At 60.7% G+C, this 24,663-nt stretch carries 28 protein-coding genes; 1 reads left to right on the forward strand and 27 read right to left on the reverse strand.

Going from position 1 to position 24,663, the window contains the following annotated elements; genetic code table 11:
• On the forward strand, nt 1–230 hold a 230-nt coding region (locus QO002_RS20480), incomplete at its 5' end, for a putative quinol monooxygenase (protein WP_307233570.1).
• On the opposite strand, the gene QO002_RS20485 is transcribed toward QO002_RS20480, so the two are convergent.
• The 27 genes from QO002_RS20485 to QO002_RS20615 form a co-directional block, all read right to left on the reverse strand.
• Nucleotides 206–976: an energy-coupling factor ABC transporter ATP-binding protein gene (locus QO002_RS20485; RefSeq protein ID WP_307233571.1), complete on the reverse strand. Its 771-nt coding sequence runs from the start codon at nt 974–976 to the stop codon at nt 206–208. The genes QO002_RS20480 and QO002_RS20485 overlap by 25 nt on opposite strands.
• On the reverse strand, nt 970–1,809 hold the full coding sequence (locus QO002_RS20490) for an energy-coupling factor ABC transporter ATP-binding protein (RefSeq protein WP_307233572.1): 840 nt from the start codon (nt 1,807–1,809) through the stop codon (nt 970–972). Before QO002_RS20490 ends, QO002_RS20485 begins: the two co-directional genes overlap by 7 nt.
• Nucleotides 1,806–2,570, reverse strand: coding sequence for an energy-coupling factor transporter transmembrane component T family protein (locus QO002_RS20495; protein ID WP_307233573.1), 765 nt, complete (start codon nt 2,568–2,570; stop codon nt 1,806–1,808). The genes QO002_RS20490 and QO002_RS20495 overlap by 4 nt, the downstream gene beginning before the upstream one ends.
• A complete protein-coding gene (locus tag QO002_RS20500) occupies nt 2,570–3,166 on the reverse strand; it encodes an ECF transporter S component (protein ID WP_307233574.1) in 597 nt (198 codons plus the stop codon). Before QO002_RS20500 ends, QO002_RS20495 begins: the two co-directional genes overlap by 1 nt.
• A gap of 73 nt (nt 3,167–3,239) precedes the next feature.
• Nucleotides 3,240–3,677 carry a PPC domain-containing DNA-binding protein gene (locus QO002_RS20505; RefSeq protein WP_307233575.1) on the reverse strand — a complete coding sequence of 146 codons (438 nt, stop codon included), beginning with the start codon at nt 3,675–3,677 and terminating at the stop codon, nt 3,240–3,242.
• A gap of 179 nt (nt 3,678–3,856) precedes the next feature.
• Entirely contained in the window at nt 3,857–4,051 is a 195-nt protein-coding gene (locus QO002_RS20510) for a hypothetical protein (RefSeq protein ID WP_307233576.1), read from the reverse strand.
• 12 nt (nt 4,052–4,063) lie between these two features.
• Nucleotides 4,064–4,267, reverse strand: a complete 204-nt coding sequence (locus QO002_RS20515; RefSeq protein ID WP_307233577.1) for a hypothetical protein — start codon at nt 4,265–4,267, stop codon at nt 4,064–4,066.
• A gap of 198 nt (nt 4,268–4,465) precedes the next feature.
• Nucleotides 4,466–5,386 carry a homocysteine S-methyltransferase family protein gene (locus QO002_RS20520; protein WP_307233578.1) on the reverse strand — a complete coding sequence of 307 codons (921 nt, stop codon included), beginning with the start codon at nt 5,384–5,386 and terminating at the stop codon, nt 4,466–4,468.
• Between the two features lie 11 nt (nt 5,387–5,397).
• On the reverse strand, nt 5,398–6,243 hold the full coding sequence (locus tag QO002_RS20525; protein WP_307233579.1) for an amino acid ABC transporter permease: 846 nt from the start codon (nt 6,241–6,243) through the stop codon (nt 5,398–5,400).
• Nucleotides 6,233–7,102 (reverse strand): transporter substrate-binding domain-containing protein, encoded by an 870-nt coding sequence (locus QO002_RS20530; protein WP_307233580.1) that lies wholly within the window; start codon nt 7,100–7,102, stop codon nt 6,233–6,235. Before QO002_RS20530 ends, QO002_RS20525 begins: the two co-directional genes overlap by 11 nt.
• A gap of 3 nt (nt 7,103–7,105) precedes the next feature.
• Nucleotides 7,106–8,467, reverse strand: a complete 1,362-nt coding sequence (locus tag QO002_RS20535) for an O-acetylhomoserine aminocarboxypropyltransferase/cysteine synthase family protein (protein WP_307233581.1) — start codon at nt 8,465–8,467, stop codon at nt 7,106–7,108.
• A gap of 25 nt (nt 8,468–8,492) precedes the next feature.
• Nucleotides 8,493–8,792 (reverse strand): hypothetical protein, encoded by a 300-nt coding sequence (locus QO002_RS20540; protein ID WP_307233582.1) that lies wholly within the window; start codon nt 8,790–8,792, stop codon nt 8,493–8,495.
• On the reverse strand, nt 8,782–9,588 hold the full coding sequence (locus tag QO002_RS20545; protein WP_307233583.1) for an ABC transporter ATP-binding protein: 807 nt from the start codon (nt 9,586–9,588) through the stop codon (nt 8,782–8,784). Before QO002_RS20545 ends, QO002_RS20540 begins: the two co-directional genes overlap by 11 nt.
• Nucleotides 9,588–10,589, reverse strand: coding sequence for an ABC transporter permease (locus QO002_RS20550; protein WP_307233584.1), 1,002 nt, complete (start codon nt 10,587–10,589; stop codon nt 9,588–9,590). The genes QO002_RS20545 and QO002_RS20550 overlap by 1 nt, the downstream gene beginning before the upstream one ends.
• Nucleotides 10,590–10,594: 5 nt before the next feature.
• A complete protein-coding gene (locus QO002_RS20555; RefSeq protein WP_307233585.1) occupies nt 10,595–11,629 on the reverse strand; it encodes an ABC transporter substrate-binding protein in 1,035 nt (344 codons plus the stop codon).
• A 188-nt stretch (nt 11,630–11,817) separates the two neighbouring features.
• The gene (locus QO002_RS20560) at nt 11,818–12,474 is read right to left on the reverse strand and encodes a methionine ABC transporter permease (protein WP_307233586.1); all 657 of its coding nucleotides are present in this window, start codon (nt 12,472–12,474) and stop codon (nt 11,818–11,820) included.
• Nucleotides 12,455–13,525, reverse strand: a complete 1,071-nt coding sequence (locus tag QO002_RS20565; RefSeq protein ID WP_307233587.1) for a methionine ABC transporter ATP-binding protein — start codon at nt 13,523–13,525, stop codon at nt 12,455–12,457. Before QO002_RS20565 ends, QO002_RS20560 begins: the two co-directional genes overlap by 20 nt.
• Nucleotides 13,526–13,605: 80 nt before the next feature.
• Nucleotides 13,606–14,445: a MetQ/NlpA family lipoprotein gene (locus QO002_RS20570; protein ID WP_307233588.1), complete on the reverse strand. Its 840-nt coding sequence runs from the start codon at nt 14,443–14,445 to the stop codon at nt 13,606–13,608.
• Between the two features lie 201 nt (nt 14,446–14,646).
• On the reverse strand, nt 14,647–15,972 hold the full coding sequence (locus tag QO002_RS20575; protein WP_307233589.1) for an LLM class flavin-dependent oxidoreductase: 1,326 nt from the start codon (nt 15,970–15,972) through the stop codon (nt 14,647–14,649).
• A complete protein-coding gene (gene cysE, locus QO002_RS20580; protein ID WP_307233590.1) occupies nt 15,969–16,817 on the reverse strand; it encodes a serine O-acetyltransferase in 849 nt (282 codons plus the stop codon). The genes QO002_RS20575 and cysE overlap by 4 nt, the downstream gene beginning before the upstream one ends.
• A gap of 61 nt (nt 16,818–16,878) precedes the next feature.
• Entirely contained in the window at nt 16,879–17,919 is a 1,041-nt protein-coding gene (locus tag QO002_RS20585; protein WP_307233591.1) for an isopenicillin N synthase family dioxygenase, read from the reverse strand.
• Nucleotides 17,920–17,943: 24 nt separating this feature from the next.
• Nucleotides 17,944–18,654 (reverse strand): methionine ABC transporter permease, encoded by a 711-nt coding sequence (locus QO002_RS20590; protein ID WP_307233592.1) that lies wholly within the window; start codon nt 18,652–18,654, stop codon nt 17,944–17,946.
• Nucleotides 18,608–19,756 carry a methionine ABC transporter ATP-binding protein gene (locus QO002_RS20595; protein ID WP_307233593.1) on the reverse strand — a complete coding sequence of 383 codons (1,149 nt, stop codon included), beginning with the start codon at nt 19,754–19,756 and terminating at the stop codon, nt 18,608–18,610. Before QO002_RS20595 ends, QO002_RS20590 begins: the two co-directional genes overlap by 47 nt.
• Nucleotides 19,757–19,760: 4 nt before the next feature.
• Nucleotides 19,761–20,555: a MetQ/NlpA family ABC transporter substrate-binding protein gene (locus tag QO002_RS20600; RefSeq protein ID WP_307233594.1), complete on the reverse strand. Its 795-nt coding sequence runs from the start codon at nt 20,553–20,555 to the stop codon at nt 19,761–19,763.
• A gap of 47 nt (nt 20,556–20,602) precedes the next feature.
• Nucleotides 20,603–21,778 (reverse strand): aminotransferase, encoded by a 1,176-nt coding sequence (locus tag QO002_RS20605; protein WP_307233595.1) that lies wholly within the window; start codon nt 21,776–21,778, stop codon nt 20,603–20,605.
• 310 nt (nt 21,779–22,088) lie between these two features.
• Nucleotides 22,089–23,468, reverse strand: coding sequence for an LLM class flavin-dependent oxidoreductase (locus tag QO002_RS20610; RefSeq protein WP_307233596.1), 1,380 nt, complete (start codon nt 23,466–23,468; stop codon nt 22,089–22,091).
• Nucleotides 23,469–23,477: 9 nt separating this feature from the next.
• Nucleotides 23,478–24,470, reverse strand: coding sequence for a fatty acid desaturase (locus tag QO002_RS20615; protein ID WP_307233597.1), 993 nt, complete (start codon nt 24,468–24,470; stop codon nt 23,478–23,480).
• Nucleotides 24,471–24,663 lie beyond the last annotated feature (193 nt).

A 24,663-nucleotide genomic window follows, 5' to 3' on the forward strand; every position in this document is an offset into this window, starting at 1 on the left:
CAACGCGGCAGGAACCGGGCGCCCTTGAATATCATGTTCACCGCGACAGGGCCGATCCCGGTCTCTTTGTTTTCTACGAAGCCTGGCAAAGCCTCGCCCACCTGAAAACCCATCTTGCACAACCCTACATCGTCGATTTCCTGACGCGTCGAGCAGAATATCTCGACGGCGAAATGGAGGTGAAATGGCTGAAGATGAAAAGCACCTATCCCGTCACACGGGGCGCTTGATCCGGAATTTCCAACAGGCTCTTGAGCTGCAAACGCATGGGACGCTCGACGGACGTTTCCCGTAGGAGTCCAGCATCGGCGAAGAAGTCTTCTGTCGAAAGCTGTATGGGCTGGCGACCACCGAGTGCGAGCACGGATTGAGCGTTGCGCTCCGCAAAGTTCATGTCGTGGCAAATCAGGACGATGGATTTGCCTTCGTCCCGCTCCTTCGAGATGATCCCTTCAAGGCGCTCGGTCCAGATCCGGTCCAGCCCGCGCTGCGGTTCATCCAGCAGAAGCACCGCCGGGCGCATCGCGAGAATGGACGCCAGCGCGGTAAATCGGCGCTCGGCTGCGGAGAGGTCAAGCGGGTGATGCGATGCGCGGTGCGTCAGAAATGTCTGCGCCAAAGCCTCGTCGACGCGGTTTGTAATCTCCGCGGCCGAGAGTTGTAACTGCTTTGGACCGAAGGCCACTTCGTCCGACAGCCGCGCTGCAAATAATTGCTGCTCCGGCGCCTGGAAAAGTGTCCCGACTTCTGCCGCGATTTCGTGAACCTTGAGGCGATCTATCGCCTTTCCCCGCAGAAGAACATGCCCGCTCTGCGGCCTCAGCAAACCATTGAGAAGCCGAAGCAGCGTACTCTTGCCGGCACCGTTGCGTCCGACCACGGCCAGCACCTGACCTTCGCCAACGCTGGCATTGAGACCAGAGAACAAGGGTGTTTGTGAATGGTGGGCGAATGAAAGGTTCTCAAGCGTCAGCATATCTCGGCCCTCGGGGATCTAACGTCCGCAAGGGAGAGCGGCAGGCCGGCTGTCGACCATTGCCCACCGACCGGCGCTCCGAATCCATTCTCGATGAAACACCGCGCGACTGATGAAAAACCGAGGGTTTCGATGGCCTGCGGATGAAGGAGAACCGATCGCGCGCTGCCTTCCGCAACGATCTTTCCATCATGCAACAGCAGAAACCGGTCGGCCAGATCGAGGGCTGTATCCGGATTGGTATCGAAAAGCACGACGGCAACATCGTCGGGAAGCTCGCGCAGGACCGATGCCGTCTGGACGCGCGATTCAGGGTCCAGGTTGGAAAACGGTTCGTCGAGAATAAGGAGCCTCGGTTGGAGCGCGAGTGCTGCGGCAATGACGAGTCGTTGCTGCTCGCCACCCGACAGGGTGAAAGGATCCCGCTCTGCAAGGTGGTTCAGCCGGCAGGTATGCAGGGCCTTGTCCCGGCGCCAGACGATATCCTCCACCGGCAGACCCAGATTTTCCGGGCCGAAGGCGATTTCCTCGGCAACGGTGAAGGCGCGACCGGAAAGATGTTGCGCCGGACGCTGCCCAACAAGTTGTACGGTCGAGGCACGTTCCGACACGCTGTAATCCTGCCATGGACGGCCATGCCAATGCACTGTCCCTTTGGCAGCCGCGTGATCACGGCCCGTTTTCCAGCCCGCAAGCCATTCGGCAAGGGTGGATTTTCCAGAACCGTTCCCGCCGAGAATGGCGACACGCTCGCCCTCCCGGAGGCGAAGCGACACACCGTCGAGAACAGGCGTTGCGCCGTAGGTGAAATGAAGCTCGGATATCTCGATCATCCCACAACCAGGTATCCAAGTTCCAAAGCGATGACAGCAAACAGGCCAAGTCGCAGCCATCGTTGTAGAGCGTTATCGGCGGGTGGGTTGACGACGGTGCGATACGGTAAAGCCCGGAATCCACGCGCGTTCAACACCTGGGCGCGCTCCTGCGCATCCGAGAGGGCCGAGGTCAGAAGCGGTACAAACAGCATGCGAAGGGCACCGAGCCTTGCCGTGACTGAACCTCCGATCGCCAGCCCACGGGTCTGCTGGGCATCCCGGATCGCATTGGCCCGAACCGCGAACTGGTCGATCAAAAGCAGCGGGCTCGCAAGCAGGAAAGACAGTGCAGGCGGCCAGCGGGCTGTATCGAATGCCCCCAGAAGCGTCGCGGGTGCCGTTGTCGTTACAAACAGCAGGGATGCCGCCAACATCAGCGATATCCGACCGCCGATGATCGCCGCGTGCTCAAGACCGAAGGGACTGTAAGGCAACCAGCCGAATGCACGGAAAGTATCCGACTTGGGCAGGACCAGTCCGTGAAACACGAACACCGCTACGGTGAAAGGAAGCGAAAGGGTGACATAGCGCACAAGCACGAGCCACCCGATCCGGAACCAGAAAGCTGAAATCAGCAACGCGGCACTGGACAGCCAGAGCGTTGGCCAAGGTAGAATGAAGGATGTCACCACGACGGCAAGGACGCCCGTCAGCTTCGTCAACGGATTGGCCCGGTGGAGAAAACTCTCCCCCGGGCCATACAAGGACTTTGCCTGCATTACGCGACGGCTCTGCTGAACTTGAGATACTCATAACCAGCCGTCAGTCGCTCCGGCAACTGGCGCACGAGACCCCAGACGAGGACGGCCGAGAGAACCTTGTCGGCAACGTTGGAACCGAAAACCGTGAGCGCCACGGAGCTGAACAGGGTCTGACCGACGCTGGAGAAATAGGCGACAAAGAAATCCGCCCCGGAGCCGGTAACGCCGCCGAACAGATAGATTCGGATCGGCACGGCAACCAGTGTCAGCGCCGCAGCAATGACCACGCCCGATATCGCAGCCTGCCAGACGGTCTTGAACCAGCCGGCACGCGCCAGCAATCCGGCAACGAGGCCAATGACCAGCGCAACCGGGGCAAACGCCGCCGCGACCGGCGCGAAGATCAAACCGATGATCAGGTTTGTCAGAACACCGGTGACCGCGCCGGCGATCGGCCCGGCCAGAACAGCAACCAGGATGGTTCCGATCGAGTCAAGAAAGATCGGGAGGCGCAACAGATCGTTGAGCTGGCCGCCGACGATATTGATGACGATCGCGACGGCAATGAGCGCGAGTATTTTGGTATCGAAATAGGTTTTTGCTGCAGTCGACATGGTTTCAACCCCCTTTTTGAATGTGCCCGGCGTCGAACCCCCGGCCGAGCGCAAGTGTCGTGTTTCGAAAATTTCAGCTGGCCTGACGCCCTTCGACGGTCAGTTCTTCCCACCCGGATTGCGGGCAGAGTTCGCGGCGGAAAGACAGGTCCGGGAATTCGGCAAGAGTGATTTCGGCCGTGGTATAAACCGCCGATCCCACCCCGAAATGCGCACCGATCGTCTGGCCCGTCCGGTCGGAAAGGGAAATGTGCAGATGCTCGCCTTTTTCATCGATCGTCCCAACCAGGGAAACGATCTCGAAATGCCCGCTCACTTCACTCCACACGCCGGTGTTGGCATAGCGCAACAGCGCCGTGTTGAGGCTTCCCACGACGGAAACGATGGAGACAGCCTTCAGATTGTTCGCGTCCACGAACGCCCTCAGCTCCTTGACCACATCCTGTCCCGGCTTCAGCCGGACCGCATAGAACCGCGCGCCTGATGATGGCGCATTGTCGTATTCACTCATCTTTCACCTTCATTTCGCAAATCCGGCATGGCTTGACGGAAACAGATAATATTAATTCTTGATTAAATTTATAGAAATTATATACTAATTACGATGAAAGATTGAGAAAATTTGGAAAACCGAGTTCTGCCTGCTGTCCACTACGCGGCGGTCAGGAGCGATAACCCGATCGCACCACATCACCGGTTCCGATGACGACGTTTTGCGAATCTGATTTCGCTCGATACGTCGCCAAGGGCGCCCCTGAGATCGTCCTCCGCCAGATCATCGGCAAAGTCATCGAGCAGGAGGCGGCGATATTCCAGAGCCAGCAGGCGATCTTCAAGGTCGTTGCGACGCGCGGAAAGTCGTAGAAAATATCTGAGCGCTCCCATGACTGCCTCCTCTTACGACATCGTAAGGGAAGACCACCGGCCATCCGAACGCGAAACCGATTGATGGATCGCGCTCAAGACGTCATCGACGGAGGAGAAGTATCGCCCGTCAAGCGAATGAACGTGGAACTTCACAGCGATGAATTTCAGACGCCCGCTATCGGGTATTACGATACCAACAGGAATACCGGCATATTCGATCTCTTGCTTGGTCATGGCGCTATCCTACCTGTGAGATTCGATATGACGCAGGGTCCGCAACGGAGCCAGCGCAATAGTCTATCAATTTAGTAGACTATATATCATATCTCGTAAGGGAGGATGGTTCCTGATGCCAAAGATCGGCTGGCATGTAGGATATTCTTCGAATATCGTGCACCTCTGATGCGTCACCCGCACCAGAGTGTCTCCCATTCAGGCGGCCGACGTTTTTTCCCGAAAGCTGCGGATAGCCTCGATATGCTCTGGCCCGATACCGCAGCAACCGCCAACCACGGTGGCGCCATCCGAGAGCCAGCGTTCGATCCACTTCAAGTAGTTTTCAGGGCCGAGATCCGCGCGGATTTCGGATATGCCGGCATAGGGTGTGTCCGAAGGCGGTTCCGGCGCGAAAGCATTCGCATAGACCCCAATGGTGATCGGGGCCGAGGCTTCATCGACCACCCTGCGGGCTGCCCGCACGGCTTCGCTCATCACCTCCGGCTGGCTGCAATTGAAGAACACACCGCTTGCGCCTGCGGCTATTGTCCGGCGCACGGCATCCTCGACCGGCTCGCCAGATCTCAACTCCGGCGGCCCTGCCCGGCCATCCTCGTCCTTCAGCGTGTAGGAGACATGAACCGGCTTGCCGTCTCGGATAACGGCAGCCAGCGATGTCAAGGCTTCGACGGTCGAACTCTGCGTCTCGATCAGCCACAGATCGACATGCGGCCGCAGGCCTTCGACGAGGCTTTCGAGAATGCGTGGCGCCTCGCCAGCCTGGAACCGCTCGGGCCGATAGCTTTCAAAGAGCGGCGGCAATGAGCCTGCGACCAGAACGCGATGGTCCGCACCATCGGCGACCGCGCGCGCAAGGCGCCCAGCGCGATCAGCAAGCGACAAAGCTTGCTCGTTGAAGCGATCTTCGCCCAGCATATGGGGTACAAGGCCATAGGAGTTCGTGGTGATGATGTCGGTACCGCTGGCGACATAGGCCTGATGCGCGCGCGTGACATATTCCGGTGCTTCGATCAGCGAGAGGGCCGACCATTCCGGTAAGCGGAACGGAGCGCCGAGCCTTTCGAGAAGGCGTCCCATGCCGCCGTCAAGAATGGTGAAGCTTGGTTCTATTGTCATGATGTTCCTCCCTACCGATCAGCGGCAAAGCCGCGACCGAAACGCCGTTCAAGGCGATTTTGTAAAAGTTCGAGCCCGATCGACAACAGCCAATAGATTGCCGCCGCCGTCAGCAGCATTTCCATGTAGTGATACGTCGAACGTCCGTAGGATTGGGCGAGGAAATTCAGCTCCCAGAGCCCCATGACCGAGACCAGGGACGAATCCTTCAGCATTGAGATGAAGTTGCCACCGGCTGGCGGAATGATGATGCGCATCGCCTGCGGGGCGATGATCTTGAAAGCGATGACGCCGCGACCCAGCCCAAGCGCCCTGGCGGCTTCCGCCTGCCCGCGCGGGACGGAAAGGATGCCCGCCCGGATGGTTTCGGCGAGATAGGCGCCGTAGTTGAGCGACAACGCCAGGATGCCGGACGCGAAACCGGACAGCACGATCCCGAACTGCGGCAACGCGAGATAGATGATCAACACCTGCACCAGCAGCGGCGTGCCACGAAAGAACGACGCGTAGAAGGTCGCCACGCCGAAAGCGAGCGCATTGGACGAAAGCCGCCCAAGCGCCGTCAGCACCGCAACGACGAGCGACACGACCATGGATATCACGGTGATCAGCAACGTCAGCGCGACACCCTGGACGAAGCCATCAGGCGACAGGCGCAAGCCCAGCATGAAGGGAAGCTTTTGCCCGATCAGGCCGAAATCGAGACCAAGATTATAGAACAGCGAAAGCAGCCCCGTCAGCAAGGCCAGCCAGACCAGCTGTACACGCAGGCGAAAACCCGCAGGTCCGGCCACGGAAAACCGGGGCCGGACCTGCACGGGATTTTCGATTGCCGGCAGAACGATATCAGAAGGCATATTTGGTAATATCGACCTTGAACCACTTCTCGGAAATCTTGGCGAGCGTGCCATCGTCCTTGAGTTCGGTAATGACGCGCTTGACCTCGGCATCCCATTCGGGATCGCCCTTGTCGGTGACCACGGCGTTGGGCTCGGCAAAGAGCGTGTCACCAGCAAGCTTCAGCTTGCCGGTCGCATCGATCTGGCCTTGCGCGGTACCCAGCGAAGCGACGATAGCGTCGAGACGCACACCTGCGCCCAAGGCGAGGTTCTGGAAGTTCACGGTCTCGTCGTTCGGCACGGCCTGGACCTCGCCAAACGGAAATGCGATCGCTGCCTGACCGGGGATAGAGAACTTGCGGCTGACATAGGCCTCATAGGATGAGCCCGTGCCGACGCCGACGCGCTTGCCGGTGATATCGGCCACCGACTTGATCGCCTGCTCGTCCTTGTTCACCACGAGAACGGCCGGAACGCTGTAGTAATTGACCGGGAAGTTGACGACCTTTGCTCTTTCCTCAGTCGGCGTGGACGAGGTGATCGCCACATCCCAACGACCGGCCCAGCGGCCGCCGATGATCGTTTCCCAGCCTGGCGTTTCCAGCTTAAGCTTGACGCCAAGCTTGTCGGCAAAGGCCTTGGCGACGTCCACATCGAAACCGTCAAGCTCGTTCTTGTCGTTGATATAGGCAAATGGCGGGTAGTCGTTGACGAGCGCATTGACGACCTCGCCCTTGCTCTTGACGCGGTCCAGGGTCTCGCCGGCATGGGCCAGCGAGAGCGGTATAAGCGCCAGAAGAGCGGTGGCGGCACCCTTGATCATGTTTCTCATTGCATTGCTTTCGATACGGTCGTTGGGTTGGGTTCTGCGTCTCATTGATCACGCCAGCGCGATGGCGCGATCCAGATCGGCGATAAGATCATCCGGGTGCTCCAGACCGATCGACAGGCGCACATAGCCGGGTGTAACACCGGTTGCGAGCTGGTCTTCGATCGAGAGCTGCGAATGGGTCGTGGTCGAGGGGTGGATCGCAAGCGAACGGGCGTCGCCGATATTGGCGAGGTGGTAGAACAGCTGCAGGCTGTCGATGAAGCGTCGGCCAGCGTCACGCCCGCCCTTCAGCTCGAACCCCACCAGCGCGCCGAAATAGCCGGGCTTGAAATAGGTGTCCGCCCGCGTTTTTGCCTGCCCGTCCTGAAACTTCGGGAAGATGACCCGCTCGACCTTGGCGTTGCTCTTGAGATAGTCGGCGACCTTCACCGCATTCTCGTTGTGCTGGCGCAGGCGGAGCGGCAGCGTTTCCAGCCCCTGGATGAACTGGAAGGCATTCTGCGGGCTGATCGCCGCCCCCAGATCGCGCAGAAGCACGGCGCGGGCGCGCAGGATATAGGGGTGGAAGGCGATGGCGGCAGCCTTCTCGATCCAGGTCTTGCCCTGATAGCTCGGATCGGGCTCGTTGAGGTTCGGCTGGCGCTCGGCATGCTCGGCCCAAGGGAAGGTGCCGCTGTCGATGATCGCGCCGCCGATGGATGTCCCGTGGCCGCCTATATATTTCGTCGTCGAGTACACAACGATGGCCGCGCCATGTTCCAGCGGGCGGATGATCAAGGGTGCCGCCGTGTTGTCGACAATCAGCGGAATGCCGTGCTTGCGGCCGATGGCGGCGACTTCGGCGATTGGGAAGACCTCAAGCTTCGGGTTCGGCAGGGATTCGGCATAGTAGGCCCGGGTGCGCTCATCCGTCGCCCGCTCGAAGGCATCCGGGTCGGAGGCATCGACGAAGCGTGTCTCGATGCCGAAGCTCTTCAGCGTAGCAGCAAACAGCGCCCAGGTGCCGCCATAGAGGCCGGCAGCGCTGACGATGTTGTCGCCGCTGCGCGCCACGTTGAGGACCGCATAGGCGGATGCCGCCTGACCGGAGGCGAGCGCGAGTGCCGCTGCCCCGCCTTCAAGCTCCGCAAGCCGCTGTTCGAAGGCATCCTGCGTCGGGTTGGAAACGCGCGTGTAGAGATGGCCTGCCGCCTCCAGCGCGAACAGCTTGTCGGCGCCGTCCGTGCCGGGTAGCTGGAACGACGACGTCTGGTAGATCGGCACGGCCACCGCACCAGTTGTCGGATCGAAGCGGAAGCTGCCGCCATGCAGCGCAATGGTTTCCGGATGCCGGCTCTTGAATGTCGGCGAGCCGGCCGGCGGCTGCGGAAGTTCCTGCTCGGCAATCTCGGGCGATTGATGGATCGTCATGTGCATGCTCCTTCCGGGAGGGTTGCTAAAGCCGGGATGGCCGGGTGGACAGGAAAGTTCCGACAGCGAGGATCGCCGCGGCAGCCCAGAAGGCCTCCGGCGCATACCAGCGGATGCCGTAGAGATGGTCGTCGGTGCAGAGCGCCTGGGCCAGCGAACAGAGATCGGTCGCGCCAGCGACGCAAGTGACGGCCTGCCCGATCGTCAGGTAGTCGTTCTCGACCACCTTGCTGAAGATCAACCACCACCATCCAAGCGACAGCAGCACAAGAAGCCCGCCGGCGAAGGCGACGATATGGTCCGTCCTCAAGCCGTTAGACATCATGGGAGATGCCCAGCGTTTCGAGGATGGAACCCCGCAGCGCGATAAGCTCCGCATCGTCGCGCCGGCGCGGATGCGGGCGCTCGACGCGCACTTCGGCAACGATGGAGGCCGGCCGATCGGAGAGCACGATCACACGATCGGCGAGAAGCAGCGCTTCTTCCACGTCGTGAGTAACGAGAAGGGCGGTGAAGCCTGCGTTTTTCCAGAGGTCCAGAAGCTCGTTCTGCATGCGGAGCCGCGTCAGGGAATCGAGCTTGCCGAAGGGTTCGTCAAGCAGCAGCAATTTCGGATCGTTGACCAATGCACGCGCCAGCGCCGCGCGCTGCGCCATGCCGCCCGACAGCTGATGCGGATAGAAATCGGCAAAGCCTTCGAGCTTGACGAGCTTCAACACGTCGTCGATACGGTGTTCGCTCTCACGTATCAGGCCGCGGGCCTCAAGGCCGATCGCGACATTCGCCCGCACGGTGCGCCAGGGAAAAAGGGTGGCCTCCTGAAACACGAGGATGCGATCTGGACTTGGCGCACGAATGGAGCGGCCATCCTCCAGCACATCGCCCGATGTCGCCGTTTCGAGCCCCGCTGCAAGCCGCAGCAGGGTGGACTTGCCGCAACCGGACGGCCCGAGCAGGGCGACAAATTCGCCGGGTTCAATCTTGAGGCTGACATCGTCGAGAACCTGCAGTTGCCTGCCGTCGCGCTCGTATCGATGCGAGACCTTTTCGATATCCAGCGCGATGCTGCGGCTGACCGGCAAATCTTGATTCTGCGCATCTTGAGAAAGGGCGGGCGCCATCAGAGGATCCCCTTCTGCCAGCCGAGCAGCCTGTCACGGGCAATGAACAGCAGGCGCACCAGGCCAGCGCAGATCAGGGCCATAACGATCAGCGCCGCATAGACATTGGCATAGGCCGAATAGGCGGTGTTGAACTGGAGATACCAGCCGAGGCCGAATTTGGCGCCGAGCATTTCGGCCACCACCAGAACGGCGAAGGAATAATAAAGCCCCATGAAAAGGCCGACGAAGACATTCGGCAGCGAAGCCGGGATCGCCACCTTGAAGATCAGGAAGCGGTTGTCGGCACCGAGTGTGCGGGCGACATCATAATAGGAACGGTTCACCTGCCCGACGCCGGCGGCTGTCAGGATCGCCACCGGAATGCCGGACGCCAGCGCCACGAGGAAGATCGAGGCGTGGAAGGTGGAGGGAAAGATGAAGAAGGTGCAGGGTATCCAGGCGCTTGCCGGCACCGGGCCGATGAGCTTCAGGAGCGGCATGCCCCAATAGGCGAAGCGTTTGGACCAGCCGAGCGCAACGCCCCCGGCAAAACCGACCAACACGCCGGAGAAGAACCCGAGACCCCAGAGACGGCCGGTATAGGCGACGCAGATCAGCAGCCGATCCCAGTCGGTCACATAGACATGCAGAAGCCCTTGCGGCGGCGAGAAGAATGGCTTCGGCAGCCAACCGAGCTTTGCTGTCAGCACTTCCCATACTGCGAGCCAGAGGCCAATCACGATGAACCAGGGTCCGTAATGCACCAGAGTCCGGCCGGCCTTGCCGAAACGATGGACGCTGACCGACAGCGCCAGGAAGATACCGGCACCGATCAGGGTCACGAGAGCGAAAAGCTCCGTGGCGCCCCATTTGATGACATCCGGCAACAGATAGGTGAGCGCCGCCGCGATGAACCAGGTTCCGGCCGCGAGCAGCCCGTTGCCCCAGATCCCCGTGAAAGACAGGGCAAGCGAGCGACGCCCTGCCTTACCGAAACTCTCGTCTACAGCGGCACTCATCGACGTCACGCGAATATATCGATGGTGATGCGATTGGCGATCTCTTCAGGATCGGTCGAAGCGTCGATGACCCCTGTGAGCTTCAAATCCTGATAGCCGATCTTCACCTCGTTCAGCAATTCCTTGCCGAACCAGTGCTCGTGATAGGTGAGCGAGGCCAGAACCTCCGTCAGGTCCTCGAGCGGCAGGCCGGGCTTCAGCGTATCGAAGTACCACTTCGCCACCTCGTCCGGATGCTTGCCGGTGTACTGGTGGATTTCGAGGTTTGCGGCGGCAACGCGCCGGATCGCATCCTTGTTGGCTTCGTAGTAATCGCCGTTGACGCCGAGCACGCAGCAGACGCGGTTTTCGAACGTGCCTGTCTGGGTGTCCGCCACGAGATGGAAGCCATGCTGCTTCTCATAGGAATAGGCCCACGGGTCCATGTGGGCGACCGCGTCGGCCTCGCCCTTCAGCACGCCTTCGGCCACGAGATCGAACGGGAAGACCTTCCAGGTGACGTCAGTCTCCGGATTGAGGCCTGCCTTGGCGAGCGCAACGGAAAAGGCAACACGCGACGGCGACATCACGTCGAAGGTGCCGATGGTTTTGCCCTTAAGGTCGATCAATGTCTTGATGCCGGAATCCGGCTTTACCAGCAGGCGCTGGCAGCCGCCATGGGAGCCGGCGAACAGGCGCACGTCGAAACCCTGCTCGATCGGTTTGAGCCAATCATAGAGAAGGCCCGGGCCGGCTTCGGCCTTACGTGTCGCGAGTGCCTGGATCAAAGTCTGGCCGCTGGCACCCTGATAGAAGAGCTCCACATCGAGGCCATGCTTGGCGTAGATGCCCTTTGCAAGGCCGAAGCCGACCGGCGAATGGCAGGCCGCGACTTCGGTCCACTCCAGCTTGATCGGAATGAGATTGCCGGCCATCGCATAGCGCGTCGAGCGGGCGCCGATGACGCCGACGCTTGCGGCTGCGGCCGTCAGCCCTGCGGCTTTGATAAGCCCCCGACGTGAAATGCCTTGGGAAGGATTGGTCTGCCGATTGTCGCTCATAGGGTCCCCTCACATCATGAGGAGCGTAGATTAACAGATTGGATAATAGTATATAGATTTAATGGATTATTTTACTCCGATATGAGGGAATATTGTTTCAACCATGGGCGTCTGGAAGAACGAAATCCGCACTCGCCCGTGCCGCTCGGATCAAGAGGCACGACCCGCACCTCCCGATCGGGTTTGAATTAGCTCCGATGATCGAGGCGATCAACGGCGCGATCTCCCAGCCATTGAATACCGCACACCAGCACGATGAGAACAGCGACCACCGCAACCATGACCGTCGTCTCGAAGCGTTGGTAGCCGTAACGGATCGCGAGGTCTCCAAGACCGCCGGCACCGATCGCGCCGGCCATCGCGGAGGCGCCGATGAGGGTAACGATCGTCACCGTGAAGCCGGCGACGATGCCAGGAAGGGCTTCCGGGATCAGCACTTCGCGGATAATCGTCCAGCGATTGCCGCCCATGGCGCGGACCGCCTCGATCAGCCCCCTATCGACCTCGCGCAACGACACTTCCGCAATCCGAGCATAGTAAGGCGTTGCGGCGATCGCCAGGGGGACGATGGCCGCCCAAGTACCGATCGAGGTACCGACGATCAGCCGCGTAACCGGGATGAGTGCGACCAGCAGGATAATGAAGGGCACGGAGCGAAAGGCGTTGACGACAGCGCCGAGCACCCTGTTGATCGATAGATTTTCGGCGATGCCGCCCCGCGCAGTGATCACGAGCGCCAGTCCGAGCGGCAGTCCGAAGACCAGCGAGATGATCCCGGATGCAGCCGTCATCAGGACGGTCTCCCAAAGCGACTGGACAAGAAGTTCAAGCATGATCGGCGACATGACCGAGCACCTCCACCTGTGCGCCGAGGCGCTCTGCGAATGAAACCAGACGGCCGGCGGAAGCGGCGCCTACGGCGATGAAGAAGCGACCGACGGGCTGCTCGCAGATATGATCAACACCGCCATGGATGAGGCGGTAGCCGTTCTGAAACTCTGTCGAGAGGCATTGCAGGAACGGTCCCGCCGCCGCGGGGCCTGCGATATCGATCGCGAGAACAAAATCCTCTTCAAGATTGTCAGACAGGCTCTCCGCGATATGTGTGGGCAGTTGCGGACGGATACCGCTGAGCAGGCTTTTGGTCGTCTGGGCATGCGGTCTCGAAAAGACCTGCCATACCGGGCCCTCCTCGACGATACGGCCAGCGTCCAGAACGGTGACGCGGTCGGCGATGTTGCGGACGACCTCCATCTCATGGGTGATGAGCAGGATAGTAAGCCCGAGCTTGCTGTTGATGTCCTTGAGCAGCGCCAGGATCGAACGGGTCGTTTCGGGGTCGAGCGCCGAGGTCGCTTCGTCGGAAAGCAGCAGTGCGGGATTGGCTGCAAGGGCGCGGGCGATGCCGACGCGCTGCTTCTGGCCACCGGAAAGCTCTGACGGATAGGCCTTCGCCTTGCCCGAGAGGCCGACGAGCTCCAGCAGCTCGGCGGCGCGGGCCAGCCGTTTCGCTTTGGGCCAGCCTTCGATCTTTAGCGGCAGGGCGACGTTTTCTTCCACCGTCTTGGCAGAAAGGAGATTGAAGTGCTGGAAGATCATGCCGATCCTGCGGCGCAACGGCTGCAGGCTGGCTTCGCTGAGACCGGTGATCTCACGTCCTTCGATCTCGATCTTTCCGCTATCCGGCCGCTCAAGTCCGTTCAGGCAGCGAATGAGGGTCGATTTCCCCGCACCGCTTCGGCCGATGATGCCCAGAATTTCGCCGCGCCGCACATTGAGCGAAACGCCGTCGAGCGCCGCCGTCTCCCCGAAGCGCCGCCGGACATCGGTCAATCGGATGACGTCTTTGCCGCCCGCCTCTGCGTCATCGAGTACCGATGATACGTGTTTGTTCATTCTGTCTGTTTCCCGAAACGGCAATACAGCCCGCGATGCTGTCGAGCATCGCGGGCTGTATTGGATTGATGGTCAGACGCTTAGTAAGCGCTGATGCCGGTACCCTTGTAGACGCGGTCGAACTCGGCCTTCACGACGTCGTTCTGGTAGGCTTCGACCAGAGGCTTTACCCAAGGCTCTTCTTTGGATTCCTCACGCACGGCGATGAAATTGCGGTACGGATTGTCGGCAACTGGCTCCTGGGCAATGCGGTTTTCTGGCGTCAGGCCGCTCTTCAGCGCCCAATCGGTGTTGACGACGGCAGCGTCAAGGTCTTCGACGGAGCGGCCGACAATGCCCGCATCAAGTTCCTTGATCTGAACGTTCTTCGGGTTTTCCGAGATATCGGCGATGGTCGCCAGAATATCCGTTCCGTCCTTGAGCTTGATCACGCCCTCATTCTGCAGCACGCGCAGCGCACGGCCTTCATTCGACGGATCGTTCGGTACGCCGATGATGGCGCCATCCGGCAGCTCGGCGAGCTTGGTGTGCTTCTTCGAATAGAGGCCGATCGGCCAGACGCCGGTATAGCCGACGGGAACGATCTTGTAGCCCTGCGTCTTGATCTGGTTTTCCAGATACGGGAGATGCTGGAAGGCGTTGGCATCGATTTCGCCACGGGAAAGCGCTTCGTTTGGCTGGGTGTAATCGTTGAAGACGACCGTCTGGATGGTCAGTCCCTTCTTGGCAGCCTCTGCCGTCACCACGCGCCATACATCCTCATCCTCGCCGGAGATGATGCCGACCTTCAGTTCCTTCTTGTCTTCGGCAAAGGCAGGCACGGAAACCGAGAACGTCGTGACCGCCACGGCGACCGTCGCCACAGCGGCAAGCGCTACGCGGCGGGAAAAGAGTTTGTTTTCAAAGAATTTGTTGCTCATGGTAATCTTGCTCTCGCAATTGGGAGGATCGGCTTCGAAACACCAGCGTTTCTGTGAACAAGATCGCAAATGCCGCATTTGTGAACAACGAATGGCAATTTATGAGGCAGAGCCGATGTGAACTTTCCCTATCGTCGATCCGCTTTCAGGGGGAAAATATTTTCTATGAAATTGGTAGATTAATATTTCCGGTCCGGAGCATCAGCGGAAGAATTTGTTCTCCGGGCGAGAGAGACCGAGATGGTCACGCAATGTCGTGCCTTCATACTCCGTGCGGAAAAGACCGCGCCTCTGTAATTCTGGCACGAGTTTATCGACGACGTCGTCGAGGCCATCGGGAAGATAGGGAAACACGACATTGAAGCCGTCGGAACCTTCTTCGTTCAACCAAACGGCCATCTCTTCCGCAATGGTATCCGCCGTTCCGACAAAAGCGAGACCGGCATAACCGCCATAGCGCTGGGCAAGCTGGCGCACCGTCAGGCCCTCCTCTTCGGCAAGCTTCAAAACCTGCGAGCGGCCCGTCTTGCTGGCGTTTGTTTCGGGTATCGGCGGCAGCGGCGCATCGGGATCGAAGCCGGAGGCGTCGTGGCCGAGCGCGATGGAAAGAGACGCAATGGCGCTATCGTAATGCACGAGGCTATCGAGTTTCAGCCGTTTCTGCCGCGCCTCTTCGACGGTATCGCCGATGACGATGAAGGCCGCAGGAAGAATTTTCAGATCATTCCGCTTGCGCCCGACAGCTTCGAGCCGCCCCTTGATATCAGCATAGAGCGCCTTGCCGCCGGCAAGATCGCGCGGCGAACAGAAGACGACTTCGGCCGTTTCCGCAGCAAGCTGCCGGCCCGGTTCCGACTGGCCAGCCTGCACGATCACCGGCCTGCCCTGCGGCGGGCGGGCGATGTTAAGCGGACCACGGACTTTCAATTCCGGCCCTTTGTGATCGAGGACGTGCATCTTCTCCGGGTCGAAGAAGATGCCGCTGTCGACATCGCGGATAAAGGCGTCGTCGGCGAAGCTGTCCCAAAGGCCGGTGACCACGTCGAAGAATTCCCGCGCCCGGACATAACGCTCGTCATGATCGACCATGTCGTCGAGACCGAAATTCAAGGCGGCATCCGGGTTTGCGGTCGTCACGATGTTCCAGCCGGCGCGGCCGCCGCTGATGTGGTCGAGCGAGGCAAAGCGGCGGGCGACATGGTAGGGCTGATCGAAGGTGGTGGAGGCGGTCGCGACGAGGCCGATGCGCTCTGTCACCGAGGCCAGCGCCGACAGCAGCGTGAACGGCTCAAAGGAGGTGACCGTGTGGCTGCGCCGCAGCGCTTCAACCGGCATGTTCAGAACCGCCAGATGATCGGCCATGAAGAAGGCATCGAACTTTGCCGCTTCAAGCTTTTGCGCAAACGACTTGATGTGAGCAAAGTTGAAGTTTGCATCGGCGTAGGCGCCTGGATAGCGCCACGCACCGGTGTGCAGGCTGACGGGCCGCATGAAGGCGCCGAGATGCAGCTGTCTGGTATCGCTCATATCATATATTCCGGCTCGGGCAGTGCTTGATCCATTGTGACGCCGGGCAAGGCCTTGTGGGGACGCCCGACCGGGCGGGCCGGGATGCCGACGACGGAAGTATAGGGTGCGACCGGCGAAACTACCACACTGCCGGCACCGACTTTTGCACCGATGCCGACTTCGATATTGCCGAGAACTTTCGCACCGGCGCCGATCAGCACGCCACGCCGGATTTTCGGATGACGATCGCCCGTTTCCTTGCCGGTTCCGCCCAGCGTGACATTCTGGAGGATGGATACCTCGTCTTCTACGACAGCTGTTTCGCCTATAACAAGGCCACCCCCGTGATCGAGCATGATGCCACGCCCCATCACCGCCGCCGGATGAATATCGATGGCGAAGACTTCGGAGATACGGCTCTGGATATGGCGGGCCAGATGCCGGCGCCCCGTCGTCCAGAGCCAATGGGCGACGCGGTAGCCCTGCAGGGCAGAAAAACCCTTGAAATAGAGAAAGGGCGTCAGGACTTCGGTGTTGCTCGGGTCGCGATCCTTCACGGCTGCGAGATCCGCTGCGGCCGCACCGAGCAGGCCCGGCTTGTCGGTATAGGCGCCGTAGATCAATGCAAGCAATTCGTCGCGATCCACGTCATGGTCGGCAAGCTTGATCGCCAGACGATGCGACAGCGCGTGGCCGAAGCTCACATGCATCAGCACGGCCGAACTCATGGCCCGGGCCAGCGCCGGATCGCGGTGAAGCGCTGCGTCGGCCTCTTCCCGCAGAGCATCCCAGAGAGCTGCCACCTCGCAGCGGGACGCATCCTCCACGGGAAGGGTGACGACATTGCTTTCCTGTGCGGACATTCCGGCATCCTCCAAAACCGTGTGAGACCGCCGCCCGTTGGGATGGAGGCGGCGGGAAACGTCATGCCTTTGCCGGCTTTTCCAGCAGGTGCAGCAGGTCAGGATGGTGCTCGGCTGCGACATCCGGATGGGAGCGCAGGCGGCTCTTCAGGTGGTTGATGCCGACTTCCCGGAAGATCGGGTTGAGCGGATCGACGGTAATGCCGCGCTCGCCGCGCTTCAGCTCTTCCGGTAGCGGAATGACCGGGATCGTGGCGTCGTAGCGGGCACCGAGGAAGAAGGCGACCGAGAAACGCTCCGTGCCGCTCGGCGGGGTCACCACATCATGCACGTCGGCCTTGACGAAACCGTTGGTCGCCAGTTCCAGAAGCTCGCCGCTGTTGATGACAAAGGTGCCGGGAACCGGGGGGGCCTCGATCCAGACGCCCTCTTCCGTGCGAATGCGAAGGCCTGGTGTCGTATCCTGCAGGAGCACGGTGACGAAGCCGCCGTCCTTGTGCGCGCCGACACCCTGATCGCTGCCGGCGGCATCGCGGCCGGGATAGCGGATGATCTTCAGGAGTTGCGACGGCGACGGTTCGTAGATCTCGGCAAAGGCATTTTCCGGCTGGCCGAGCGACAGCGCGATCGCCTTCAGTACATCGATGCCAATGCGGGTGACTTCAGCCTGGTAGCGCAGCAGCAGCGGCCGCAATTCGGGCAAAGCTTCCGGCCATTGGTTCGGACCGTAGAGCCGGTTCCACGGCGTATCGGCACCGGATGCCACCGGCTCACCCTCGGTGTTGACGTCGAGCTGTTCGCGCCAATCCTGCTCGCCGCGGGTGCGCTCATATCCCGCGCGGTTATATCCGCGGAAATGCGGCGATTTCACCATCTCGATCGAAAGCTTGTCAGCCTCCGGCAGCGTAAAGAAGCGCTTGGAGATGGCGATGACGTCATCGATCAGGCTCTGCGGCACGCCATGGCCGGTCAGATAGAAGAAACCGTGATCGTGCAGCACGCGGGTCAGTTCTTTGATAAAGGCTTCGCGCTCGGCCGAGCTGCCGTAGAAGCGGGAAAAATCGATCGTCGGCAGATGGGTCGGCTTGGTGTGGATCGTCATGTTCATACTCCTCGAAAAGAAAGATCAGGTTTGGTCGTGGCTGCGAGCCACGAGGCGGCTGCGGGCCACGCGATGGTTGACGGTGCGCGCGGCCCAGTCGCCCGCCACCTGGATCGACTGCACGATGATCACGAGCACGATGACGACGGCGACCATCACTTCCGGCATGAAGCGCTGGTAGCCGAAGCGGATACCGAGATCGCCGAGCCCGCCCCCGCCGACCGTTCCGGCCATGGCGGAATAGCCGACAAGGCTGACGAGTGTGACTGTCTGTCCCGCGAGAATGCCGGGCAGCGCCTCGGGCAGAAGCACCTTCCAGATGATCTGCAGCGGCGTGGCGCCCATGGCTTGCGCGGCTTCGATCAGGCTCTGATCGACCTCACGCATCGCAGCCTCCGCAAGGCGCGCATAGAGCGGCGTGATCGCGATCGTCAGCGGCACGATCGCTGCAGCGGTTCCGACCGTCGTGCCGGCCAACAGCCGGGTCAACGGAATGATCGCAACCATGAGAATGATAAACGGCGTGGAGCGGATCAGGTTGACGACCGTGCCGATGACGCGATTGAGCGCCGGGCGTTCGAGAAACTGGCCAGTTCCGGTGACGACCAGCAGCACGCCGAGCGGCAGCCCGATCAGCGTCGACAGCAGCGCGGCAACGCCGACCATGGTCGCCGTCTGGAGAATGGAATCAAGAAGCAGCGCGACGAGTGCCGGCGGCAGAAGATCGGACAGCATGGCCGATAACCTCTCCATGGAGACCGAGGGATGACAGATGGGCGAGAATGGCGGGCACACGATCGGCCGCCTCCGGAAGCAGCAAAGTGAGAATGCCGAGCGGCCGTTCGTCGATGTAGTCGATGCGGCCATGCAGGATCGAGGCCCGGATGCCGAACTTGACGGCGAGATCGGCAACAACCGGCTCTTCTGCTGCTTCGCCGGTGAAGACAATGCGGAGCACGGGCGCCGTGTCGCTGGAAGGTTCGGGGCTCAGCCGTCCGGCCACCTGCGGCGGCAGTTCGTGCGCCACGATCGACGACAGGAAGGAGCGCGCCACTGGCGATTTCGGGAAGGCGAAGACATCGAAGGTCGGGCCGCTTTCGACCACCTGGCCATGCTCCAGCACGGTGACATGGCTCGCGATGGCACGAACCACCTCCATCTCGTGGGTTATGAGCACGATCGTCAGGCCGAGGCGGCGGTTGATGTCCTTCAGGAGCGAGAGGATCTGCTCTGTCGTTTCGGGATCGAGCGCCGAGGTCGCTTCGTCCGACAGCAGCACCTTCGGATCAAGCGCCAGCGCGCGGGCGATGCCGACACGCTGTTTCTGGCCACCGGAAAGCTCGACCGGATAGGCATCGGCCTTGTTGGAAAGACCGACGAGATCGAGCAGCACGGGAATGCGCTTGCGGATCTCTTCCTTTGAGATGCCGGCGATCTCCAATGGCAGCGCGACATTATCCGCCGCTGTCCGCGACGACATCAGGCTGAAATGCTGGAAGATCATGCCGATATCACGCCGGGCACCGCGAAGGTCTGCGCCCGAAAGACGGGTGATATCGTGGCCGGAGACTTCGATCCGGCCGGAGGTCGGAACCACCAGCCGGTTGAGGCAGCGCACCAGCGTGCTCTTCCCCGCGCCCGAGCGGCCGATGATGCCGTGGATATCGCCCTCCTCCACGGAAAGCGACACCTTGTCGAGAACAGGCCCGGCCTTCTGGTCGTAGACCATGGTCAGGTCTTCGACACGGACCACCTGTCGCCGGGCCGGGGCCGCCGTCACGGAGGGCTCCACTTTCTCATCAATCCGCAGCACAGGGGAAAGAGCAAGCTTGGTCATAATCTTACCAGACCGCGATGACGTTGCCGCCGAACTTGGTCTCGATGAACGACTTCACCTCCGGCGACTGGTAGGCTTCGACCAGTGTCTTTACCCAGGGCGCATCCTTGTTCTTCTCGGCAACGCCGATCAGGCAATGGTAGTCGGATAGCTGGTCTTCGATGAGGATGCTGTCGCGGGTCGGAACAAGGCCGGCGCTCAGCGCGAAGTGCGAGGTGATGACGGAGAAATCGACATCTTCCAGCGAACGCGGAAGCTGCGCGGTTTCGAGCGGGATGATCTTGATGTTCTTCGGGTTCTCTATGACGTCGAGTTCGGTCGCGTTGAAGGTGACCCCGGCGGTGAGCTTGATCAGGCCGCCCTTTTCGAGCAGCTTCAGGGCGCGGCCGAGATTGCTCGGATCGTTCGGGATCGTCACCTGCGCGCCGTCAGGCAGCTCGGCGAGCGTCTTGTACTTCTTCGAATAGCCGGCCATCGGCAGGAGTACCGTCTTCCCGACAGAGACGACGGCGAGGCCGCGGTCGCGGTTCTGCTGGTCGAGGTACGGCGTATGCTGGAAACCGTTGGCATCGAGATCGCCGTCATTGGTAGCCGGGTCGATCAGGGCGCCATCGGAAAACTCGATGACCTCGATATCGAGGCCCTTGGCCTTGGCGATCGGCACGATGGCTTCGGCGATCTGCGCATGCGGCCCGGCGGTGACGCCGAAGCGGATTTTTTCAGCGGAGGCCGAAGCGGCTGTTCCCAGAAACAGCGCAAGCGCCGGCAGGATAAGCAAAGAACGATAGCTACGTTTCATCAGATAGGTCCCCTTGTATGGCATGGATGGAATGAGAAGAATTCGGGTTACGAAGCGGCCTTCCAGCCGCGCTCGTCGCGCCAGGCCGCAAGCCGGCGCACGGCCTCGTTCAGGGTTTCGGTGCGCTTGGCAAAGCAGAAACGGATGCGGCTGGTGACATCGCGCTTGCCGTAGAACGATGAGATCGGCACCGGCGTCACGCCCGCCTCCAGCGTCAGCCGGCGCGAGAAGGCAAGATCGTCTTCTTCGGGTGCAAACCCGCTGCGGTCGGCAACGGCAAAATACGTCGCCTCGGCCGGATCGACGGCGAAACCGGCGGCGCGCAGCCCGGCAACCAGCAGGTCGCGACGCTCGGCGAGCCCAGCCTTCAGCCCATCGAAATAGCTGTCTGGCAGGGCGAGACCAACGGCGATAGCAGCCTGCAGGGCGGGCGGCGTCGTAAAGGTGATGAACTGATGGGCGCGGGCGATCGGGCGCAGAAGATGGGGTTCCGCCGTCACATAACCGACCTTCCAGCCGGTGACGGAGAAGGTCTTGCCGGCCGAGCCGATACGCACGGTGCGATCACGCAGCTCAGGCAGGAAGAACGGCGAGCGATGGCGCGCGCCGTCGAAGACCAGATGTTCGTAGACCTCGTCCGAAACGATAGTCAGGCCGTGCTTGAGCACCACATCGCGCAGGGCCACCAGCTCGTTGTCGTCGAAAATCTTGCCGATCGGGTTCATCGGCGTATTGAGCACGATGATCTTCGTGCGCGGGGTAATCGCCGCCTCCAGCTTGTCGGCCGTCAGCTGCCAATGGGGTGGCTCAAGGCGGACGGGGACAGGCACGGCGCCGGCGCGACGGATGAGCAAGTTATAGGCGTCGTAGACGGGCTCGATCACGATCGCCTCGTCACCCGTATCAAGCAGGCCGAAGAAGGCATCCGTCAGGGCTTCGGTCGCGCCAGAGGTGACCAGCACTTCCTGCTCCCAATCGACCCCCTGGCCGAAAAAGCGCTGGGTATTCTCCGCCACCGCCTTGCGCAGCGCCGGAATACCCATCATCGGCGGATACTGATGCGGGCCTTCACGAAGGGCAGCGATGGCCGCCTCGATCAGCTCTTCCGGCTCAAGCGCCTCGGGAAAGCCCTGACCGAGATTGATCGATCCCGTCTCGGCGGACAGCCGTGACATCTCTTCGAAGATGGAGGTGCCGGCGGCACCGAAGACAGAATTGACCATAACGTCGCAAAACCATTGAACGATTTCCAATGGCAGCGAGGGTATTATCGACTATTTCTATAGGCAAAGAAATTTATTCCACGCAACCGAGGTTCGCGGGAAAAGCTCGGCTTCTTCGTCCCGCGCTGGCAGCCGACGGTTTTCGTCGCCAGAACGTCCCCTGCCAGCGAAATAAACGATAATTTCACCTCATAAAGCCGGTTTCACCCGTCATCAGGCTTGCACCATGCCGATGTCGTCTCCTCGCCCCCTGAGCCGACATCCATTCCGACGGTCTGGCACTGTGAAAAATTATACCGGCGACCAATCATCAGGCCGGGATTTCAGCCGAGCGGCCGTGCCGGAAGGTTGCGCCGGTATGACGATCCGGCAGTCGGTTTCCTTCGCCGAACAAACGCTTGCGCAGGCTTCCCTCGCCATAGGCCGTCTTGTATCGGCCACGCTGCTGCAGCACGGGGACGACCAGATCGATGAAATCCTCATAACTTTCCGGCGTCACCGTGCGGGCGAGATTGAAACCGTCCACCTCGCCGTTGTCGATCCATGTTTCGAGCGCATCGGCCACCTGCTCCGGGCTGCCGATAATCAGCGGATAACGGCCGCCAAGTTCCATGCCCGATAGAATGCTGCGCTTCGTCCAGCCGCGTTCGCGGGCGAGATCGACAGAGGTCTGGACGAAATTGCCTTTGCCGTAGGTAATCGGCTCATCGAGTTCGTATTGGGAAAAATCAATGCCGGTGCCGGCGGAGAAATGGGCAAGGCCCGCCTCTGGGCTCGCATAGCGGACGTAATCCTCGTATTTCTCCTGCGCCGCTTTCTCAGTCCTGTCGACGACAACGGTGATGCCGGCGAAGATCCTGATATCCTCGGCCCGCCGCCCTTGCGCGACGGCACCCTGCCGGATGCTCCGTGATGCGGCTCGCGCCACGTTGGTGTCAGGCGATGAGATGAAGACGCATTCGGCATGGCGGGCGGCGAACTGCTGGCCACGACCGGAGGTACCAGCCTGATAGAGCACCGGCGTGCGCTGGCGTGACGGTTCGCTCAGGTGATAGCCATCGGCGCGGTAGTATTTGCCCTCGTGTTTTATCTTTCGCACATGCTGCGGATCGGCATAGACCCGCGCCTGCCGGTCGCGAATAACGGCCTCGTCGTCCCAGCTTCCTTCCCAGAGAGCGTAGAGCAGATCGAGGCATTCGTCGGCACGGTCGTAGCGTGTATCATGTTCACCAAGGGCGGCCTGCCCCACGGCGCGCGCGGCGCTGTCGAGATAGCCGGTGACGATGTTCCAGCCGATGCGGCCTTCGGTCAGATGATCGAGCGTCGACATACGGCGGGCGAAGATATAGGGCTCCTCGGCATGCACGTTGACGGTCACGCCGAAGCCAAGCCCGTTGGTAACCGCCGCCATAGCCGAGACCAGCATCAACGGATCGTTGACCGGAAGCTGGATCGATTCCTTCAGCGTCAGGTCGACCGACTGCTGATAGACGTCATAGACGCCGACGATATCCGCCAGAAACAACCCGTCGAACAGGCCGCGTTCCAGCGTCGCCGCAAGCGAGGTCCAGTAGTCGAGCCTGTTATATTCGTCCGATCGATCGCGCGGATGAGTCCAGAGACCGTGGTTGATATGGCCGACGCAGTTCATGTTGAACGCGTTGAGGAGAATTTCTTTTGGTGAACTCACGGACAGCTTTCAAATAGTAATTTCTGGAACAGCGCTTACCTCGTCGTCACGTCGGGTGACAGGCTGGCGATGCTGAGGATGGCGTGGGTCGTCATGGGGCTTCACTAGAAAGCGACGCGCCACGTCAACATAGCCGTTATAGACCAAGCCGCCATTCACCGAGACCAGAAAATCGCGGTGACGGCGATAGAGCAAGGGTATCCGGTACCATGGAACGCCGGGCCGCTTGTGATGCAGCACATGCAGGTTGTTGTAGAGGAAGAGAAGTCCAAACAGCGGGCTGTTTTCGACGATGGCCGTGCGCTCGTCGTGATGGTCGGCATAGCGATGTTCGGCATAGGACCGCAGCCGGCTGAGTGCTGCGCCGACATAGACGAAGCCGAAGAGATAGAGCCACAGGGGCATTTCGCAGACCCACATCACCCAGACCAGAACGGCGCCGACGCCGATCGCGTGCCGCGCCCACAATGCCGCGCGGTTCCGGTCACCTTTAAAGACCAGTGCGGCTTCCTGAACGAGGAAGTTGACGATCATGACAACAGGGCCGAGCGTCAGCCGTCCAAGCAACGTCGTGTTCCACGCCGCCAGGCGGCGGCCGAGCCAGCCGATGCTCTCCCAGGCAACTTGTGTAAAGTAAGACGATTCCGGGTCTTCGATCGGGTCGGTCAGGTGTTCGTCGCGATGGTGGGTCAGGTGGCCTTCTCGGTAGATCGCGTAAGGCAGCCAGAGCGACAAAGGCGGCCAACCGATCGCATCATTGACACGCCGGTTGCGGGTCGGATGGCCGTGGATGACCTCATGCTGCAGCGACCCGTGCCAGGCGACCAACCAGCCGCCAGCGGCGATGACCACGACGACCGGCAATGACTGCCAGAACCATGTCACGGCAAAGTAGCCACCATAAATGGCGAGAGCCAAAGCCACCGTCTGCCATTCAATTCGGGCGATGACGGAAAGGGTGGATTGGGAAGGCAGTATTTCTGGCGACGGGCGGATGGACATGACGTTAATTCCGACAAGTGCGAAAAACCGATAGATTTCAACTGCCAATATAAAAGGCCAACGCCGGGAGCCGCGCCGTATGGCTTTGCATCAGAGTTCGGAAAAACGGAAAACTGGTTGCGAAAAGAGGTCATATTGGAAAATATTTATTCTATATAATTTATAGATTATTGGCTCTAATCGTTCCATCGAA

The organism is Pararhizobium capsulatum DSM 1112 (assembly GCF_030814475.1).
GTDB lineage: Bacteria > Pseudomonadota > Alphaproteobacteria > Rhizobiales > Rhizobiaceae > Pararhizobium > Pararhizobium capsulatum.